The organism is Bradyrhizobium sp. ISRA430 (assembly GCF_029909975.1).
In the GTDB taxonomy this organism is placed as follows: Bacteria; Pseudomonadota; Alphaproteobacteria; order Rhizobiales; family Xanthobacteraceae; genus Bradyrhizobium.
On record NZ_CP094516.1, the window covers coordinates 96,869 to 115,389 of the forward strand.

Genomic DNA, 18,521 nt, shown 5'->3' on the forward strand with positions numbered 1-18,521 from the left:
GATAACAGTGAGATTATGCGACGCGCGCACCCCAATCGCGTCATTGCGAGCGCACCGAAGCACTCCAGACTATCTCCGTGGAAAGATTCTGGATTGCTTCGCTGCGCTCGCAATGACGACACTATTAGTCCCGTCGTCGAACCAGACGGCGCCGATCACGCGATCCTGTTCGTGGTCGCCGCCCGCTCTGCCGCGAGCTGGTCCTGCAGGCGCTGGATGTTCTGCAGCAGGCGCTGGCTGGTGAGGACCAGGAAGTAGTAGCCGAATTGCGGATCCTGGAAGTAGATCTCGAGCAGCCGATCATAGGTGATGGTCAGCACCTGTCCGTCTTCGATGCACTCGACCGTGCCGGTTCGGCGGTTGTCCGGCGTCAGGAAGCCGAGCTCTCCCATCAGGGTTCCGGGCAGGATCTCGACATTGATCTCCTTGACCAGGAATTTTCCGGTGACCGTCAGGTACATTTCGTTCGCGGGATCGCGCAGCTTGAACAGGACATCGCCGCTGCGATATTTGCGCTCGGTCATGAACGGCTTGAGCCATTCGATCGACATGTCGCCTTCCGCTGCATGGCGCGCCTTCTTGACGAGCTTGAGCATCTGCCGCAGGCGCACGGCGTTGATCGGAAGCAGCAGCAGATACAGGAGGAACGTCGAGACGTTCGCGGAGAGCGCGCCGAAGGCGGCGAAGAACACGCAGCCGATCATGTTGACGACGCGCAACGGCACCATCGTCCGCATCAGCAAGGTGGCGACGAAGAAGCCGGCGCCGATGGCCGCGAGTAGATTGGCCAGCGTGATGTTGTGCAGAAAGATCTCCAGCAGCCGATTGAAGATCGCGTCGTAGGTGACGTCGTTGGGATCGAGGCCCATCTGGACCAAAATCTTCGCGATCCTGAGGTTGTCCGTTGCCGCATCGAGAATGCGGTCGAGGATCGTCGAAATGTCTGCGCTGCTGGACGCCATGATATGTCCCCGCGTAAGGCCTTCAGTCCTGATCGATGGTCTTAAGACGTATAGCCGAAATCGAATGACGACCGCTTGAATGGAGTTTCCGGCGGTCCTGCCGCAAGGGGCGAATTTTAACCCGAACGGGAGTTTCGGCAATTGCCCGTTCGTTGCGCCTGTGATCCGAACAGATCGTGATTCGGCAGCGGGAGGGTTGTGAGCCGCACCAAATTCTCCGATCCGGCGTCAGCAGATCTTGTCGCCGCAATGCCGAGGCAATGGACGAACGCCAGTTCATCCATCATTCTGTCCGCGCTCGACCCACAATCGGTCGAGACCTCGCCTGAACCAAAATGTCAACGACAAGGGGCGGGGAATGAACATGAGGGAGGACGGAATTCCATGGCGGGCATTCACGCGCTCGATCGGCTTATCGGCAACGACTATCCGGATCTTTTGACGGACGAGGAGGTCCGGGCCTTCGAGCAGGTCCCGTATGCCGATCGCGTTGCGGCCGAGAGCACCTATGACGCGATCCAGCTTGGAGCTGCGCGCAACCCCGATGGGGCAGCGATCCAGTTCCTGCAAAATGCCGATCCGGCCGACACGCCGCTCGTCGTCAGCTACCGCGACTTCATCGCCCGCGTGACGCAGGCCGCCAACATGTTTCACGCGCTCGGCGCGGGCAAGGACGACGTCATCAGCTTCATGCTGCCGCTGGTGCCCGACGCCTTCGTGACGTTGTTCGGCGCGGAGGCCGCGGGCATCGCCAACCCCGTCAATCCGCTGCTGGAGCCGTACCAGATCGCCGAGATTCTCGAGGCTGCGAACACCAGGATCCTGGTGGTGCTGGGGCCGATGCCGGGCACCGACGTCTGGCAGAAGGTCGAGCAGATCCGCCCGCAGCTCAAACATCTCAAGGCGATCGTGCAGGTGGCCGGCGGCGGCGATCCCGACAAGGGAATCTACGCATTCAGCGACCTGATCAAGCAGCAGCCGTCCGACCGGCTCGTCAGCGGTCGCAAGATTCATCGCGACGACATCGCCGCTTATTTCCACACCGGCGGCACCACCGGCACGCCGAAGCTGGTCCGCCACACCCATGCCAACCAGGTCTATCAGGCGTGGGCGCTCGGTCTGATGCTGAAGTCGAAGCCCGGCGGCAACATGCTGTTCGGCATGCCGCTATTTCATGTCGGTGGCTCGTTGACGCAGGTGCTGCTGACGCTGTCGAGCGGCGGATCGCTCGTCGTGCTGTCGCCGAGCGGATGGCGCAATCCGAATTCGGTGAAGAACATCTGGGGACTGGTCGAGCGCTTCAGGGTGGAGGCGCTGTCGAGCGTGCCGACGGTGCTCGCCGCCGCGCTCGCTGTGCCGCCGGGCAACGCCGACATCTCCAGCCTGAAATACGCCGCCGGCGGCGGCTCGGCGATACCCGTCGCCGTCGGCTCGGCGATCCAGGACAAGCTCAAGCTGCCGGTGGTCGAGGTCTACGGGATGACGGAGACGTCGAGCGTGCACACCCTGGCCTATCCGTCGCGGCCGATCCGGCTCGGCTCGGTCGGACTGCCGATGCCTTACGCACGCGTGCGCATCGTGCAGCTCGATGCCGACGGCCGCCTGATCCGCGACTGCGCGTCCGACGAGATCGGCGTCGTGATCATGGCCGGGCCCGGTGTGTTCGGCGGTTATCTCAACGACGAACACAACAAGGGCGCCTTCGTCGACGAGGTCTGGGTCAATTCCGGCGATCTCGGCCGGCTGGATCCCGACGGCTATCTCTGGATCACCGGCCGCGCCAAGGATCTCGTGATCCGCGGCGGCCACAACATCGATCCGGCACCGATCGAGGAGATCATGTTCCGCCATCCCGCCGTCGGCTTCGCCGCGGTGGTCGGGCAGCCCGACGCCTATGCCGGCGAGCTGCCCGTCGGCTACGTGCAGCTCAAGCCGGGCGCCAAGGTCGAGCCGGGCGAGCTGGAGGCGTGGGTGCGCGAGCGTACGCCGGAGCGAGCCGCCGTGCCCGTGCAGGTCATCCCGATCGATCCGATGCCGGTGACCGGTGTCGGCAAGGTGTTCAAGCCGCAGCTTCGCTGGGACGCTGCGCAGCGCGTGTTCACCAAGGTGCTGGCGCCGATCGCCGAGCGCGGCATCGACTGCAAGGTGCAGGTCGGCGCCCATGGCAGCCACGGCTCGATCGCCACGGTGACGCTCGCCGGGCTCCCGGAGGAAGAGCGCGAGCTGGTCGTCGGCGAGGTACACGCGCTGCTTGCACCGTTCGTGATGCGGCACGAGGTAGTGCACGCTTAGTGCAGGCGCCTCGGATCAGGCCTGGCCCCAGCTCTCGCCAAATTCAGGCGAGGGCGCTTGGGCGCATTATCCATCGGCCCGCTTGGATGACCTTGTGTGACGGATATCACATAGGACGATTTGGCATTCGGCCATGCTGCCACTAGTGTTGTGGAATTGCATCCGGGGGGACTGCAGTGATTCCGTTTCGGCTTTTTGGATTATTGATTTTTGCGACCTGGCTGATTAGCGGACCGGCTCACGCCGAGAAGCGGGTCGCGCTCGTCATTGGCAATTCGGCCTATAGAAGCGTGCCGCAGCTCGCCAATCCGGTGAGCGATGCCGGCCTGATCGGCGGCATGTTCAAGAGGGCCGGCTTCGACTCCGTCGAGGTCAAGCAGGACTTGAGCGGGTCCGAGATGCGCAAGGCGCTGCGCGAGTTCGGCACCCGCACGCGAGATGCCGACGTTGCGGTCGTCTACTACGCCGGTCACGGCATGGAGGTCGATGGCAACAACTACCTCATCCCGACCGACGCCGCCCTCGAAACCGATACCGATGTTTACGACGAAGCGTTCCCGCTTGATCGCGTGCTGGTCGCCATCGAGCCGGCGAAACAGCTTCGCCTGGTGATCCTTGATGCCTGCCGCGACAACCCCTTCGCCAAGACCATGAAGCGGACGGTGGCCTCGCGGGCGATCGGCCGCGGTCTCGCCAAGATCGAACCGACCAGCCCGAACACGATGATCGCCTTTGCGGCGAAGGCCGGCTCGACCGCCTCCGACGGCGATTCCAAAAACAGTCCCTTTGCAACGGCGCTTGGCGATCATCTGCTGAAGCCCGGCCTCGATCTGCGCAAGGCGTTCGGCTTCGTGCGCGATGACGTCCTGAAGGCGACCGGCTACAAGCAGGAGCCGTTCGTCTATGGCTCGCTGGGCGGCGATGACGTGGCGCTGGTCCCGGCAAAGCCGGTCGCCGCCGGCCCGCAGGCCAATCCGCAGGACAGCGTCCGCCGCGACTACGAGCTGGCGCTGCAGGCCGGCCTCCGCGAGGCCTGGGAAGCATTTCTGCAAGCCTATCCCGACGGATTCTACGCCAATCTGGCGCGTGTTCAGTTGAAGAAGATTGCGGCCGAAGAGGAGCGGGCTGCGGCGACCGAGAAGGCGCGCCTCGCCGAACAGGAGAAGACGAGGCTCGCCAGCGAGCGGGCCCAGAAGGCGGAGCTGGAAAAGGCCACTGCTGCGGCGAAGGCTGCAGAGGAGGCGCGCATCGCCGCCGAGAAGGCCAAGCAGGTCGAGCAGGCCAGAGCCGAAGCGGCCGAGCGGCAACGCAAGGCGGCCGAGGCTACCGCCGCGAAAGCGCTCGCGGAGAAGCAGGCGGCGGAGAAGGCCAAAGCCGAGCTCGCCGCCAAGCAGGCCGCCGAGAAGGCGTCAGCAGAGCAGAGCGCAAAGCAGTCGACGGATCGGCAGATGCCTGAGGGCGAGAACCAGAAAGTGGCCGCTCTCTCGCCTGCGCCGGCGTCGACGTTGTCGGCGGCTGATCTGACAAAATCCGTGCAGAGCGAACTGCGCCGCGTGGGCTGCCTGTCCGCTGCCGCCGACGGCGACTGGAGCGCCGCATCGCAGCGCTCGCTGACGATGTTCAACAAATACGCCGGCACCCAGTTCGACGTGAAGCTCGCCAGCGTCGACGCGCTCGATGCTCTGAAAGCGAAGCCGGGCCGGGTCTGCCCGCTCGTGTGCAATTTCGGTTTCAGGGCCGACGGCGATCAATGCGTCAAGATCACTTGCCGCGCCGGCTATCGCGTCAGCGACGACAACGAATGCGAGAAGGTGCAGGACAAGAAGCCGGTCGCAACGCGCGAGAATCCTTCGAGACGCGACGCGGAACGGAAGGCAACCGAATCCTCGCCGTCCAAACCTGAGGCGAGCGGGCAGATTATCTGCAGTTCGACCGGCTGTCGCCCGGTGCAAAAAGGGTGCCGGCTCGTGAGCGGGGTGATCCCCGGAAGGGTCAGTTCGAATGTCACGACTGGCGGGAATTACGAGGTGTGCAATTAGCCGACGGCGAACTAAGCAGTGGACCGGCATCCGCGGGTGATTTACGTGAATATCATTCGTTTTTTCTGTGCATTGATTTTCGCAGCTTTCTTCGCCTGCGCCCCCGCGCAAGCCGAAAAGCGCGTCGCGCCCGTCATCGGTAATTCCGCCTACAAGAGCGCGCCCAAGCTCGGCAATCCCGTGAACGATGCCACCCTGGTCGGCGGCATGTTCAGGAGGGCGGGCTTCGATTCCGTGGACATCAAGCTGGATCTCAACGCCAGCGAGATGCGGCGCATGTTGCGCGAGTTCGCCGGCAGGACCCGCGATGCCGATATGGCGGTGATCTATTACGCCGGCCACGGCATCGAGCTCGACGGCAACAACTATCTCATTCCGACCGATGCCGCGCTGGAGACGGATGGCGACGTTCTCGACGAGACCGTCCCGGTCGAGCGTGCGCTATTCGCGGTCGAGCCTGCCAAGCAGCTCCGCCTGATTATCCTGGACGCCTGCCGCGATAACCCATTCGCGAAGACGATGAAGCGTACGCTGGCTTCGCGCGCGATCGGGCGCGGGCTGGCGAAGGTTGAGCCAACCAGCCCCAATACCATGATTGCCTTCGCGGCAAAGGCGGGATCGACGGCATCGGACGGCGATTCCAAGAACAGCCCGTTCGCCACGGCGCTCGTCGAGCATCTGCCGAAGCCGGGCCTGGACCTGCGCAAGGCCTTCGGCTTCGTGCGCGACGATGTGCTCAAGAGTACGGGCTACAAGCAGGAGCCCTATGTCTACGGCTCGCTCGGCGGCGACGACGTGCCCCTGGTAGCGGCGAGGCCGGCACCGACCGGTCCGCAGGCCAATCCGCAGGAGGCCATTCGCAAGGATTATGAGCTCGCGCTCCAGCTCGCCACGCGCGACGCCTGGGAAGCGTTTTTGGGGCAATATCCGGAGGGTTTCTACGCCAATCTGGCCAAGGGCCAGTTGAACAAGATCGCCGCCGAAGAGGTGCGCGCGGCGGCCGAACAAAAGGCGAGGGCGGCCGAGCAGGAAAAGACAAGACTCGCCAACGAACGCGCCCAGAAGGCCGAGCAGGAGAAGGCGGCTACGGCTGCCAAGGCCGCCGAAGAGGCGCGGATCGCGGCGGAAAAGCAAAAGCAGATCGAACAGGCCAGAGCGGAAGCGGCCGAGCGGCAGCGCAAGGCGGCCGAAGCTGCTGCCGCAAAGGCGCTCGCGGAGAAGCAGGCGGCGGAGAAGGCCAAAGCCGAGCTCGCCGCCAAGCAGGCCGCCGAGAAGGCGTCAGCCGAGCAGACCGCAAAGCCGGTAGCCGATCGACACGTGCCTGAGGGCGAGCAGAAAGTCGCAGCCCTTTCGCCCGCGCCGACGTCCACATTGTCGGCGGCCGATCTCGCAAAGTCCGTGCAGAGTGAATTGCGCCGCGTCGGCTGCATGAAGGCCGAGCCCAACGGCGAGTGGAGCGAGCCAGCGCAACGCTCGCTGATGCTGTTCAACAAATACGCCGGCACCAAATTCGACGTTAAGCTGGTGAACGTGGATGCGCTCGATGCACTGAGAGGCAAGCCGGGACGCGTCTGCCCGCTGGTCTGCGATCATGGCTTCAGGGCCGACGGCGATCAATGCACCAAGATCACCTGCCGGGCCGGCTACCGTGTCAGCGACGATAACGAATGCGAGAAGATTCCGGAGAAGAAGCCGGTCGCGACGCGCGAGGAATCGAAGAAGCGGGATACGGACCGGAAGCAGGTTGAGGCGACGCCATCCAAGCCGCAAGCATCTGGCCAGATATTTTGCAATGCTGCTGGCTGCCGCCCTGTCGGCAGGGGATGCAGAATAGAGCGCGCCGGCACGTCTGATGCGAGCTCAGTGATGTCCGGCCGGACGAAAGAAGTCTGCGATTGAATAGGGTGGGTTAGGCCGTAGGGTGGGTTAGCGCAGCGTAACTCACCACTTCTGCAACCGCGGAAAAGGAAGAGGTGGGTTACGCCTTCGGCTAACCCACCCTACAAGACCGTGCTCTAGCCCGCCGGCATCCTCGTCTCGATCAAACGCACCCAATAGGAGGCGCCGTGGCCGAGGATGTTGTCGTTGAAGACGTAGGCCGGGTGGTGGCACTCGTTGCCGTCGCCCATGCCGACCAGGATCATCGCGCCGGGGCGCGCCTCCAGCATGAAGGAGAAGTCTTCCGCGCCCATCATCGGGATGAACTTGTCGTTGACGCGCTCGGCGCCGACGATGTCGCGGGCGACCTCCGCCGCGATGCCGGCCTCGCGCGGATGGTTCATCGTCACCGGATACATGCGCGTATATTTCGTCTCGGCCGAGCCGCCATAGGCGCGGGCGACGCTGTCGGCGACCTCGCCGATGCGGCGTTCGACGAGATCGCGCACTTCAGGATCGAGCGTGCGCACGGTGCCGCTGAGCTCGGCGACTTCCGGGATGATGTTGAAGGCTGTGCCGGCGTGGAATTGCGTGATCGAGATGACCGCCGATTTCAAGGGGTCGACGTTGCGCGCGACGATCGACTGCAACGCGTTGACGATCTGCGAGCCGATCAGCACGCTGTCGATCGCCTTGTGGGGGCCCGCGCCGGCGTGGCCGCCCTTGCCGTTGACGGTGATCCGGATGTTGTCGGAGGAGGCGAGCATCGGCCCGGGCGTGGTCGCGAAATGGCCTTCGGCGAGGCCCGGCATGTTGTGCATGCCGTAGACCTCCTGGATGTTCCAGCGCGTCATCAGCCCGTCCTCGACCATGGCCTTGCCGCCGCCGCCGCCTTCCTCGGCGGGCTGGAAGATGACAACCGCGGTGCCGTCGAAATTGCGCGTCTCGGCGAGATATTTGGCAGCGCCCAAGAGCATCGCGGTGTGGCCGTCATGGCCGCAGGCGTGCATCTTGCCGGGGATCTTGGAGGCGTAGGGCACGCCCGAGGTCTCCATGATCGGCAGTGCATCCATGTCGGCGCGCAGGCCAATGGTCTTGCCGGAGGCGGACTTGCGGCCGCGGATCACGCCGACGACGCCGGTGCGGCCGATGCCCGTCACCACCTCGTCGCAGCCGAACTCGCGCAACTTGTCCGCGACGATACCGGCGGTGCGGTGGACTTCGTAGAGCAATTCAGGGTTCTCGTGGAAGTCATGGCGCCAGGCGGCCATTTCGTCGGAGAGGGCGGCGATGCGGTTCACGATGGGCATGAGGGCTCCGTCTCTGTTGTTGTAGCCCGGATGAGCGAAGCGACATCCGGGATCTTTGTGCGTGGCTCCCCGGGGTATCGCCGCGCTCACCCGGGCTACGGACGCGCGCTCAGCTCTCGCCGAACACGCGCTTGAAGATCGTGTCGACGTGCTTGAGGTGATAGCCGAGGTCGAACTGCTCTTCGATTTCGGCGTCGGTGAGATACTTCTTCACCTCGGCGTCCTTCTTCAGGAGCTGGAGGAAGTCGCCTTCGCCGCGCCACACCGGCATGGCGTTGCGCTGCACGAGCTTGTAGGCGTCCTCTCGGCTCGCGCCCTTTTGGGTCAAGGCCAAGAGCACGCGCTGCGAATGCACGAGGCCGCCGAGGCGGTCGAGGTTCTTCTGCATGTTGGCGGGGTAGACCAGGAGCTTGTCGATCAGGCCGGCAAGGCGCACCAGCGCGAAGTCGAGCGTGACGGTCGCATCGGGGCCGATCATGCGCTCGGCGGATGAGTGCGAGATGTCGCGCTCGTGCCAGAGCACGACGTTCTCCAAGGCCGGCGTCACATAGGCCCGCACCATGCGCGAGAGGCCGGTGAGATTCTCCGACAGCACCGGGTTGCGCTTGTGCGGCATCGCGGAGGAGCCCTTCTGTCCTTCGGAGAAGAACTCTTCGGCCTCCAGCACCTCGGTGCGCTGGAGATGGCGGATTTCCACCGCGAGGCGCTCGACGGAAGAGGCGATCACGCCGAGGGTTGAAAAATACATCGCATGGCGGTCGCGCGGGATCACCTGCGTCGAGATCGGCTCCGGCGTCAGGCCCATGGCCTTTGCGACATGCTCTTCGACGCGCGGATCGATCTGCGCGAAGGTGCCGACGGCGCCGGAGATGGCGCAGGTCGCGACCTCCTTCCGCGCCGCGATCAGGCGCTCCTTGGCGCGCGAGAATTCGGCATAGGCATAAGCGAGCTTGAGGCCGAAGGTGACCGGCTCGGCATGGATGCCGTGACTGCGGCCGATGGTCGGCGTCATCTTGTGCTCGAAGGCGCGCTTCTTCAGCGCCGCCAGCACCTTGTCAAGGTCGGCGAGCAAGAGGTCGGCAGCGCGGGTGAGCTGGACATTGAGGCAGGTGTCGAGCACGTCGGAGGAGGTCATGCCCTGATGCACGAAGCGTGCCTCGGGGCCGACGATCTCGGCGAGGTGGGTGAGGAAGGCGATGACGTCGTGCTTGGTCTCACGCTCGATCTCGTCGATGCGGGCGACGTCGAAGGTGGCGTTCTTCGCCTTGTCCCAGACCGTCTTGGCGGCCTCTTTGGGGATCGTCCCGAGTTCGGCCAGTGCGTCCGCCGCATGCGCCTCGATCTCGAACCAGATCTTGAACCGCGTCTGCGGCTCCCAGATCGAGGCCATTTCCGGGCGGGTATAACGGGGGATCATCTGACGGCTCCAGGAAGGTGGGGCGGGGCGTCCCAAGGAGAACAAGGGGCGCGGCTCCGGCCAAAATGCTTTTTACGCCGCGATTTAGCAGAGCGGGGAGGGCGAAACAAACGGCTGGGACGAGGTAGCAGGGGATGACCGGCGGCCATGTGCGAAAGCGGCCAGTCCGGACGTAACGAGCCGGGCCAGAAATTAACTGTCAATCACGGATCATTGACTGACAGATATTGAAATCTGTCAGCGAGACGTGTATATCCGTTTCCGGACGCTCCGATTGGGCGTCCCGTGGCTATCTCCCGGGGGCGCCCGACATCCGAAACATCTGCGGATCGAGGGACGTAATTGAAGGGGCAGGAGCCGCGGACGAGTGGAGAACAAGAAAATGACGACCGAAATCCTCAATTTCACCGGGACGATTGGGCATTGGCTCAATTTGCTGGTGGCGCGCCAGATCGCGGCGCAGGCTGCAAAACTGCCTCATTAAGGCGAGAGCTTTCCGAAACGACCGGCAGGGGCGCTTCGGAAGCAGCTCCATCGCCGGATGAGTGAGCCCTTATCGGGAACATGGTGCTGGCATGAATGAAGCCGTTGTCTTGACGCCGGAGCGGATCCTCGAAGTCACTGAGGATGTGCTCAGGCGCTACGGACTTGCCAAGGCCACGGTGGTTGACGTTGCCCGTGCTCTCGATGTGAGCCACGGCAGCGTCTACCGGCATTTCCCGAGCAAGGCCTCGCTGCGCGAAGCCGTTGCAAAACGCTGGCTCGAGCGCATCGACGGACCGCTGCGCCAGATTGCCGAGGACAGCACTGGTCCCGCGCCGGAGCGGCTCGACCGCTGGCTGCGCACGCTGTTCGCCGCCAAGCGCGAGCGCGTCTGCGACGATCCCGAGATGTTCCAGACCTATCTGACGCTGGCGCGCGAAGCCTGCGCCGCGGTGAAGTGCCACAAGGACGGGCTGATCGACCAGATGTCGGCGATCCTCGTTGACGGCGTGAAGCAAGGCGTCTTCCGTGTCACCGACACCAAGGCCACCGCACGCGCGATCTTCGATGCCACCAGCCGCTTCCACCATCCGGCGCATGCCGACGAGTGGAAGGATGCCGATCTGCCGGCACGCGTCGATGCGACGCTGGCGCTGCTTCTGCGCGGTTTGCAGACCGCTTAGACCGACGCTCCCATTCCAAAGTTCGTAACGCCTACTTCACCCTCTCTCCTTGTGAAGAAGGTTTCCATCGCCGTGCGACGGCGAGGGGGCCGCGTGCTTCCGTGCGTGAAGTGCGGCGCCGGTCGATGGCACAACCGACGGGCTTTCCGGGTATACATTGACTGCGATTTCGACTGTGTCCTTTGAACGCTTTCGAAGGCGCGAGAATGTTAGCTCCTGATCGAGCATGGGGCAGCGGAAGTGGACAATGGCCGTATCCGGCAAGCGGCAAAGTTCGTCGATGAGCTCACCTACTGTAATGATCGGGGGACGTGGGACGGCCTTGTGATTAGCCTTACTCATGACATTACTCCTTCGACTCCAGTGCTAACCGGAGCTGAACGGTCTCTGTTCCATTTCGTATAGCAATCGGATGGGGAAGACAGACTTGAAAAGTTATGATGTCACTCAGAGAATCCGGCAGCCTTGCTGCTAGATCTTCGTCAGCCCGCACGTCGCGGCCAGCCGCACGAGTTGCGCGTCCGTGCGCGCGCCGGTCTTGGCCTTGATCAGATAGTGATAGTTCTGGACCGTCTTCACACTGAGATTGAGCTGTGAGGCGATCTGCTCGGTCGTAGCGCCGCCGGCGAACTGACGCAAAATCTCGATTTCCCGTTCACCCAATTGATCCAGCACCGAGCCGGTCGGCGCGAGGCTGTCCTCAGCCAGCACATGCGCGATGTCGTCGCTCATGGCGCGCTCGCCGCGGGCAACGCCCCGGATCGCGCTGACCACTGCGGACGGCTCGCTGCTCTTGGTGACGAAGCCGCTGGCGCCGGCGCTGAAGGCAGCTTTCACCAGCACCGCCTCGTTGTGCATGGTGAAGACCAGAATGCGCGCACGCGGGCTGCGGGCGCGGATGTTGCGGATCGCCTCCAGCCCGCTCGCGCCGGGCATCGAGATGTCCATCACCACGACGTCGGGATCATGCGCCTTGAAGGCGGCATAAGCGTCCGCGGCGTTGTCGGCTTCCGCCACGACACGGAGATCGCCCTGGCTCTCCAGCACGCGCCGATAACCCTGTCGCACGATCGGATGGTCGTCGACCAGCAGCACGGAGATGCCTGTTGTCGCAACCTCGGTCATGCCGGCCTCACGCCGCGAGCGGGATCGTGGCGGCCACGCTGAGGCCGCGCGTTGCGGGGAGGATCGACAGCGAGCCGCCGGCCGCCGCAACGCGCTCGCGAATGCCGGTGAGGCCAAAGCCCGCGGAGCGCGCCACCTGCTCGGCATCGCCGCCGCCGTCATCTTCCACCCGGATCACGAGCGCATCGTCTGCTCCCGAACGGCGCTCGATCCGCAACGAGATCTCGCGCGCCGCGCTGTGGCGCAGCGCGTTGGTCAGGCATTCCTGGGCGACGCGATAGGCGGTGGTTGCGGCCGGGCCGCTGATGTCGGCGAGGTCGCCCTTGAGATCGAGCTGGATCGTCGGCTGCGTCGCGCTCTGCGAGCGCCAGCGATCGACGAGATTGACGAGGCTCGCCTCCAGCCCGAGCTCCTCGGGCAGGGGATTGCGCAGACGCTTCAGCGTATCGCGCAGCGAGGCCATGATGCGGTGGGTGGCCTGCGAGATCATGCGCGCATCCTGCGCAATGCCGTTGTCCTTGCTCTCCTTTGCGCTCGCCGTCTCGATCGTGTTGGCGAAGGCCAGGATGGCCGACAGGTTCTGCCCGAATTCGTCGTGCAGCTCGCGGGCCAGCGCGCGACGTTCGTCGTCGCGGATCTCGATCAGGCGCCTTGTCAGGGCTGCGCGCTGCTCGGTCGCCTCTTCCAGCCGGCCGCCGAGCTCGCCCACGGCCTTGCCGATCATTGCGAGCTCCATCGAGCGGAAACGTGGCAATGGCGTGCGATACTGGCCGCGCGCCATGCGCTGCAGCGCGGTGACGATCGCGCGCGCCGGCGCCAGCGTGTGCGCGATCGCCAGCGAGGCGAGCAGCGCGATCGCCGCCGACATCAACAGCGCGACGTCAATCACGTTGAGGATGTACTCCCAGGCGAGCGAGATCGCGGCCGCTTCATCCGGGGTCGCAACAACCGTGCCGGCCGCGGCTGCGCGGGGACTAACGGGCCGCACCACCTCGGCATGGCTGCCGAGGAACGTGGGCACGATCGCTGCAAACCATCGCGGCGGCGCCTTGCCGATGCCCTGGTTCTGGCCACAGAGCGGCTTTTCGAACGCGGCCGCCGGCTGGAACTCGACGCAGACGCCAGGCGAGATCAGCTTCATCGTCTCCAGCGTGCGCCAATCGGGAACCGGCAGGAGGTGCTCGCGCATTCTGCTGCTGCGCAACAACAGCTCGCGCCAGTACAGTGCCTCCAACGCTTTCGCGACGCGCTGCGCGGATGTCGCGGTGGCGCGGTCGACGCTTCGATAGGCATCGAACGTCGCCCACACCGTCGCTGCCCCGAGGCAGAGCGCGACGATGAGAAGCAGGCGGGCGACGAGCTGGAGCACGAGACGCATGCGATCACCCCCGACGTTTGCTAAGCTCACAGTAACAACGCCGCCGCGCCTTGCCAATTGCAGGGAAGGGCAGGGATGAGGCTCGGGCAAATTTCCCAAGCCAGTTTGGGCATGGCTCTTTGGACCGGGGGCGGTAATTTTGATCTAATCCGCGACGAAAGATCGTTGCAGGCCGGGAGCAATGCAGCATGAGCTCGATCACGATTGGACCGACCGCACGGCAACCGGCCGACCCGTCGGAGCGGAGCGCGCTCCTGTTCTGGATGATCTTCACCGGCCTTTCCGTCTTCGCCGTCGTCCTGTTGTGGCGGTTCGGGCTGATCCATCTGATGCTGACCTCGGACCGGACCTACATTTCGAGCGTCATCGCGGTGCTCTACGTCGCCACCTGCGGTCACTGCTTCCTGCGGACGCGGGCGATCGCGCGTGAGGGGGCGGCGGCGCGGCGCTGCCGCACGGTGCTGGCGGCGGCCGGTGGCAGCAAGGCGCTCGAGGCCGGCGGGGCCTCGCTGCCACGCGGGCTGGTGCGGGATCACATCGAAAGCCTGGTGACGAAGGCCGCCGCGCAGGACTACCGGCCGGTCGACCAGACCCTGCTGCTGCGCACCCTGGCCGACCGCCTGCGCGGCTCCAATGGTTTCGGCGCCTTTGTCTCCGACACGCTGATGAAGCTCGGCCTGCTCGGCACCATCATCGGCTTCATCATCATGCTGGCGCCGATCGCCGGCCTGGACGCCGCCGACAAGGTCGCGATGCGGTCTTCGATGGGGCTGATGAGCGACGGCATGGCGGTTGCCATGTACACGACGCTTGCGGGCCTCGTCGGCTCGATCTTGGTCCGCATCCAATATTACATGCTCGATGCGGCGACCCAGCGGGTGTTCTCGGATGCCGTGGTGCTGACCGAGACCTATGTCACGCCGGCTCTGGAACGCCGTCATGCTGGATGATTTCGGTCTCTATCCGCGCGAGGAGCCGTTCGATCCGCTGGGCGTGATGCTGTTCAAGGCGCTCCAGGTGATCGCCTTCCTGTTCTTCCTCGCCCTGCTCGCGGTCTCCCCGGATTCCAAAGACGGCAAGATCGACTCCAAAGCCGAGTTCATGATCACGCTGGACTGGCCGGACAATCACCCCGACGATCTCGACCTGTTCGTGCAGGATCCCGCTGGCAACATCGCCTGGTACCGGCACCGCGAGGCCGGCTTCCTCACGCTCGACCGCGATGACCGTGGCGGCGCCAACGATTTCATCATGGTCAACGGCAAGAAGATCGCGTCGCCGATCCGCGAGGAGATCGTCACGGTGCGCGGCATCGTCGCCGGCGAATACACCGTCAACGTCTCCCACTTCGTGGCGACGACCGGCGAGCCTGTCCAAGCGAACGTGAAGGTGCAAAAGCTTAATCCGACCGCGCAGGTGATCTTCGACAACAAATTCACGCTCGATCACACCGGCGACGAGAAGACGGCGGTGCGGTTCCGGCTCGATGCCGAGGGCAAGGTGGTCAACGTCGACCAGCGGCCGAAATCGCTGCTGGAGACGTTCCGCAGCAGTTGGCGCAACGGCGGCGACGTCGATCCGAAGACCGGTGTGAGGATACGCCGTGAGTGATCTGCAACTGGTCATCCTGACGCTGTCGGTCGCCTACGCCGTGATCGGCGCGCTGCTGCTGGTCGTGCTGGTCTATGCGCGCCTGCACTGGTCGCTGAAGGCGGTCGCAGTGGTCGTGACCAGCGTGTTCTATGTCGTCAGCTTCGGGGGCATGCGCGGGCTGCTCGGCTGGGCCAGCGCCGAGCGGATGCCGACCTCCTTCAAGCTGCTCCAGGCGCGCATCGTCGAGCCGCATTCGCTCGAGGGCGACCCCGGCTCGATCTATTTCTGGGTCGAGGAGCTCGACGAGGACAATCGCCCGAGCGGCATCCCACGGGCCTTCCGCGTGCCCTACAACGATAGGCTGGCCGACAAGACCCACACGGCGCAGAACGAGATCGCGGCAGGGCATCCGCAAGGCGGCCGCGCCGCCGATTTCGGCGGTGGCGAGGGCAGCTTGATCGACATGGTCCGGGAATATGTGACGCCCAAGACCATCCTCGAGACCAGCGGGGGCGATTCTTCGACCGGCGAATTCAATGCTCCGCCCGCCGGTGCGCAGGGCGCCGTGTTCACACCGCTGCCGCCGCCCCGGATGCCGCCGAAGGACGAGCAATAGGCTCTCCACCGCTGCGACAGCAGGGCGCGCTGGAAAGCAGCCCCGCGCTGGCGCATCTTGTTGATGTCCCTCAAATTGGCTTTATCGGCTTCCAGATAGCCTTTCGAGGGTGGAGGGTGCGTGCTCCTAGCTGTCTTCTCGGATATCCACGGCAACCGGCAGGCTTTCGATGCCTGCCTGAAGGCCGCGCGGGCGCGCGGCGCCGAGCGGATTGTGCTGCTCGGCGATCTCGTCGGCTATGGCGCCGACCCCGAATGGGTGGTGGATACCGCGATGGAGCTGGTCGCCCATGGCGCCATCGCGGTGCGCGGCAATCACGACCAGGCAGTGAATTCGTCGGCCGAGACCATGAATGCCGCGGCGCAGATCGCGATCGAATGGACGCGGGGGCGGCTCGACACCGCGCAGCGCCGGTTCCTCGCTGAGCTGCCGATGCTCGTTGAGGACGGCGACCGTCTGTTCGTACACTCGGAAGCCTCGAGTCCCAAGCGCTGGAACTATATCCGCTCGACGGCGGACGCCGCCAAGAGCCTGATATCGACGCCCGCGCACGTCACCTTCTGCGGCCATATCCACCGGCCCGCGCTCTATTCGATGTCGGTGACGGCGAAGATGACGAGCCTCGTGCCAAAGACCGACGTCTCCGTGCCGCTGCTGCGCGGGCGGCAATGGCTCGCCGTGCTCGGCGCCGTCGGCCAGCCGCGCGACGGCGATCCGTCGGCGGCCTTCGTATTGTTCGACACGGTCTCGTGCGAGATCACCTATTGCCGCGCGCCCTATGACATCGCGAGCGCGGCGAACCGAATCCGCGAAAACGGCCTGCCGCCCTGGCTGGCCGACCGCCTGTCGGAAGGACGCTGACGGCGATGCCGAAACCTCTGGTCAAGCCCGGCGCGGAGATCGACGGCTACACCATCGGCGAGGGCGTCCATGCCGGCGGCATGGCGACGCTGTGGACCGTCACTCATCCCGGCATCGACGTGCCGCTGCTGATGAAGATCCCGCGGGTGTCCGAGGGCGAGGACCCCGCGGCGATCGTCTCCTTCGAGATGGAGATGATGATCCTGCCGAGGCTTGCGGGACGCCACGTGCCCACGTGTTTCGGCACCGGCGATTTCGCCCACCAGGCCTATGTCGTCATCGAGCGTATTCCGGGGACCACGCTTTACAAGCGGCTGCCCGACCTGCCGCTGCCCTACGACGAGGCGCGGCTGCTCGTTGCGAAAATCGCGACCGCGCTCGCCGACCTGCACCGGCAGAACGTGATCCATCACGACGTCAAGCCGAGCAGCATCATGTTCCGCGACAGTGGCGAGGCGGTGTTGATCGACTACGGCCTGTCGCACCACAATCATCTGCCGGACCTGTTGCAGGAGGAGTTCCGCCTGCCTTACGGCACCGCTCCCTACATGGCGCCGGAACGGCTCTTGGGCGTGCGCGACGATCCGCGCAGTGATCTGTTTTCGCTCGGCGTGCTGCTCTATTTCTTCACCACCGGCGAGCGGCCGTTCGGCGAGGGCGAGACGTTGCGCGCGATGCGGCGCCGGCTGTGGCGCGATCCGCATCCGCCGCGCAAGCTGCGCCCCGACTATCCGCCCTGGCTCCAGGAGGTGGTGCTGCGCTGTCTGGAGATCGAACCGGTCTGGCGCTATCCGACCGCGGCCCAGCTTGCCTTCGACCTTGCCCATCCCGACCAGATCAAGCTCACCGCGCGCTCGGAGCGGTTGAAGCGCGATCCCCTCGGCGTCGCCTGGCGGCGCCGCTTCAACCAGGGCGTCACGCAGCCGCGCGCGAAAGCCGATGTCGCGGCGCAGATTGCATCGAGCCCGATCCTCGCGGTCGCGCTCGACACCGCGGAAGGCGCGCCCGAGCTGAACGAAGCACTGCGTGTCACGACCGAACGCATTCTCGCGACGCTCCCGTCGGCGCGGCTTGCCTGCGTCAATGTGCTGAAACTCAACCGCATCGCCATCGACCGGACACTGGACGAGCAGGGCTCAAACAAGCATATCGATCGCCTGGTGGCGCTCAGACACTGGGCCACTCCGCTCAAGCTGGATGAGAGCCGGCTATCGGTTCACGTGCTGGAGGCCGTCGATCCCGCCGCGGCGCTTTTGGAGTTCGCCGAGGTCAACCAGGTCGATCATGTCATCATCGGCGCGCGGCAGGGCTCGTTCAGGCGCACGCTGCTCGGCAGCGTCTCGGCCAAGGTAGCTGCGGAAGCGACCTGTACCGTCACCGTGGTGCGGCCGCCGCGGATGGCTGCGGATGCGGCAGAGGCGGATGTGGGCGAGGCGGCGGGATAGCGCTTCGCCCACAGGCTGGGTCAGGCCGGGTGGCCCGCGTGAGGGGCGCGCTTGCGGCGGATGGGCCAGGAGAAGTGCGGACCGGCTTCGCTATGATCTGCGCTGCCGCCGAAGTACTGGATGATCTCGCGGCAGGGCTCGCAATTGAAGAGGCTGCGCGAAGCGGTCGCCTTGGTCATTTCCTTCAGGCAGTTCGGGCAGTGCGGTTGCATCAGTCAGTCCAAAAAAGTTCGATGCCGGATGCTGCGTGCGGCCTTCACCGGCCCGGCCGATGGGCCAAAAACGACAAATGCACTAAAACCAAGCCACAACGCCACGCCAGTCCATACCAGGGTTGTCGTCATGATGTGCTCCCGCCAAACAGGCAAGACCCACTTGAAGTGATTTGTGCGAATCAGGGAAGTCCGGAGGAGTACGGACTTAGGTTGTAATTTTAAGG

Annotated in this window: 16 protein-coding genes; 9 read left to right on the plus strand and 7 right to left on the minus strand. The window is 64.8% G+C overall.

Annotation, left to right across the window (positions count from 1 at the left end; translation table 11 throughout):
- Positions 1-155: 155 nt before the first annotated feature.
- Entirely contained in the window at positions 156-962 is an 807-nt protein-coding gene (locus MTX21_RS00520; protein ID WP_280970007.1) for a cyclic nucleotide-binding domain-containing protein, read from the minus strand.
- Positions 963-1,346: 384 nt separating this feature from the next.
- Between MTX21_RS00520 and MTX21_RS00525 the strand changes: the two genes are divergently transcribed.
- The 3 genes from MTX21_RS00525 (at position 1,347) to MTX21_RS00535 (ending at position 7,192) form a co-directional block, all read left to right on the plus strand.
- On the plus strand, positions 1,347-3,254 hold the full coding sequence (locus MTX21_RS00525) for an acyl-CoA synthetase (RefSeq protein ID WP_280970008.1): 1,908 nt from the start codon (positions 1,347-1,349) through the stop codon (positions 3,252-3,254).
- Positions 3,255-3,430: 176 nt separating this feature from the next.
- Complete coding sequence (locus tag MTX21_RS00530; protein WP_280970009.1) at positions 3,431-5,293, plus strand: caspase family protein; 1,863 nt, start codon at positions 3,431-3,433, stop codon at positions 5,291-5,293.
- A gap of 45 nt (positions 5,294-5,338) precedes the next feature.
- Entirely contained in the window at positions 5,339-7,192 is a 1,854-nt protein-coding gene (locus tag MTX21_RS00535) for a caspase family protein (RefSeq protein WP_280970010.1), read from the plus strand.
- Between the two features lie 116 nt (positions 7,193-7,308).
- Here MTX21_RS00535 and MTX21_RS00540 read toward each other — a convergent pair whose 3' ends face one another.
- Positions 7,309-8,481, minus strand: coding sequence for a M20 aminoacylase family protein (locus tag MTX21_RS00540; RefSeq protein WP_280970011.1), 1,173 nt, complete (start codon positions 8,479-8,481; stop codon positions 7,309-7,311).
- Positions 8,482-8,590: 109 nt separating this feature from the next.
- Positions 8,591-9,898: an adenylosuccinate lyase gene (gene purB, locus MTX21_RS00545; RefSeq protein ID WP_280970012.1), complete on the minus strand. Its 1,308-nt coding sequence runs from the start codon at positions 9,896-9,898 to the stop codon at positions 8,591-8,593.
- Positions 9,899-10,473: 575 nt separating this feature from the next.
- Between purB and MTX21_RS00550 the strand changes: the two genes are divergently transcribed.
- Entirely contained in the window at positions 10,474-11,064 is a 591-nt protein-coding gene (locus MTX21_RS00550; RefSeq protein ID WP_280970013.1) for a TetR family transcriptional regulator, read from the plus strand.
- A gap of 471 nt (positions 11,065-11,535) precedes the next feature.
- Here MTX21_RS00550 and MTX21_RS00555 read toward each other — a convergent pair whose 3' ends face one another.
- Both MTX21_RS00555 and MTX21_RS00560 read right to left on the minus strand, forming a co-directional pair.
- On the minus strand, positions 11,536-12,189 hold the full coding sequence (locus MTX21_RS00555; protein WP_280970014.1) for a response regulator transcription factor: 654 nt from the start codon (positions 12,187-12,189) through the stop codon (positions 11,536-11,538).
- Positions 12,190-12,196: 7 nt separating this feature from the next.
- The gene (locus tag MTX21_RS00560; RefSeq protein ID WP_280970015.1) at positions 12,197-13,567 is read right to left on the minus strand and encodes a histidine kinase; all 1,371 of its coding nucleotides are present in this window, start codon (positions 13,565-13,567) and stop codon (positions 12,197-12,199) included.
- A gap of 188 nt (positions 13,568-13,755) precedes the next feature.
- Here MTX21_RS00560 and MTX21_RS00565 point away from each other — a divergent pair, with 188 nt between their 5' ends.
- From MTX21_RS00565 to MTX21_RS00585, 5 genes are all read left to right on the plus strand, one after another.
- Positions 13,756-14,517 carry a MotA/TolQ/ExbB proton channel family protein gene (locus MTX21_RS00565; RefSeq protein WP_280970016.1) on the plus strand — a complete coding sequence of 254 codons (762 nt, stop codon included), beginning with the start codon at positions 13,756-13,758 and terminating at the stop codon, positions 14,515-14,517.
- Complete coding sequence (locus tag MTX21_RS00570; RefSeq protein WP_280970017.1) at positions 14,507-15,178, plus strand: hypothetical protein; 672 nt, start codon at positions 14,507-14,509, stop codon at positions 15,176-15,178. The genes MTX21_RS00565 and MTX21_RS00570 overlap by 11 nt, the downstream gene beginning before the upstream one ends.
- Entirely contained in the window at positions 15,171-15,776 is a 606-nt protein-coding gene (locus MTX21_RS00575; RefSeq protein WP_280970018.1) for a hypothetical protein, read from the plus strand. Before MTX21_RS00570 ends, MTX21_RS00575 begins: the two co-directional genes overlap by 8 nt.
- Before the next feature lie 120 nt (positions 15,777-15,896).
- The gene (locus MTX21_RS00580; protein ID WP_280970019.1) at positions 15,897-16,637 is read left to right on the plus strand and encodes a metallophosphoesterase family protein; all 741 of its coding nucleotides are present in this window, start codon (positions 15,897-15,899) and stop codon (positions 16,635-16,637) included.
- Between the two features lie 5 nt (positions 16,638-16,642).
- Positions 16,643-18,082, plus strand: a complete 1,440-nt coding sequence (locus tag MTX21_RS00585; protein ID WP_280970020.1) for a bifunctional serine/threonine-protein kinase/universal stress protein — start codon at positions 16,643-16,645, stop codon at positions 18,080-18,082.
- A gap of 20 nt (positions 18,083-18,102) precedes the next feature.
- Here the strand turns inward: MTX21_RS00585 and MTX21_RS00590 are convergent, their stop codons facing one another.
- Positions 18,103-18,294, minus strand: coding sequence for a hypothetical protein (locus MTX21_RS00590; RefSeq protein ID WP_280970021.1), 192 nt, complete (start codon positions 18,292-18,294; stop codon positions 18,103-18,105).
- Between the two features lie 3 nt (positions 18,295-18,297).
- Positions 18,298-18,426: a hypothetical protein gene (locus MTX21_RS00595; protein WP_280970022.1), complete on the minus strand. Its 129-nt coding sequence runs from the start codon at positions 18,424-18,426 to the stop codon at positions 18,298-18,300.
- Positions 18,427-18,521: the final 95 nt, after the last annotated feature.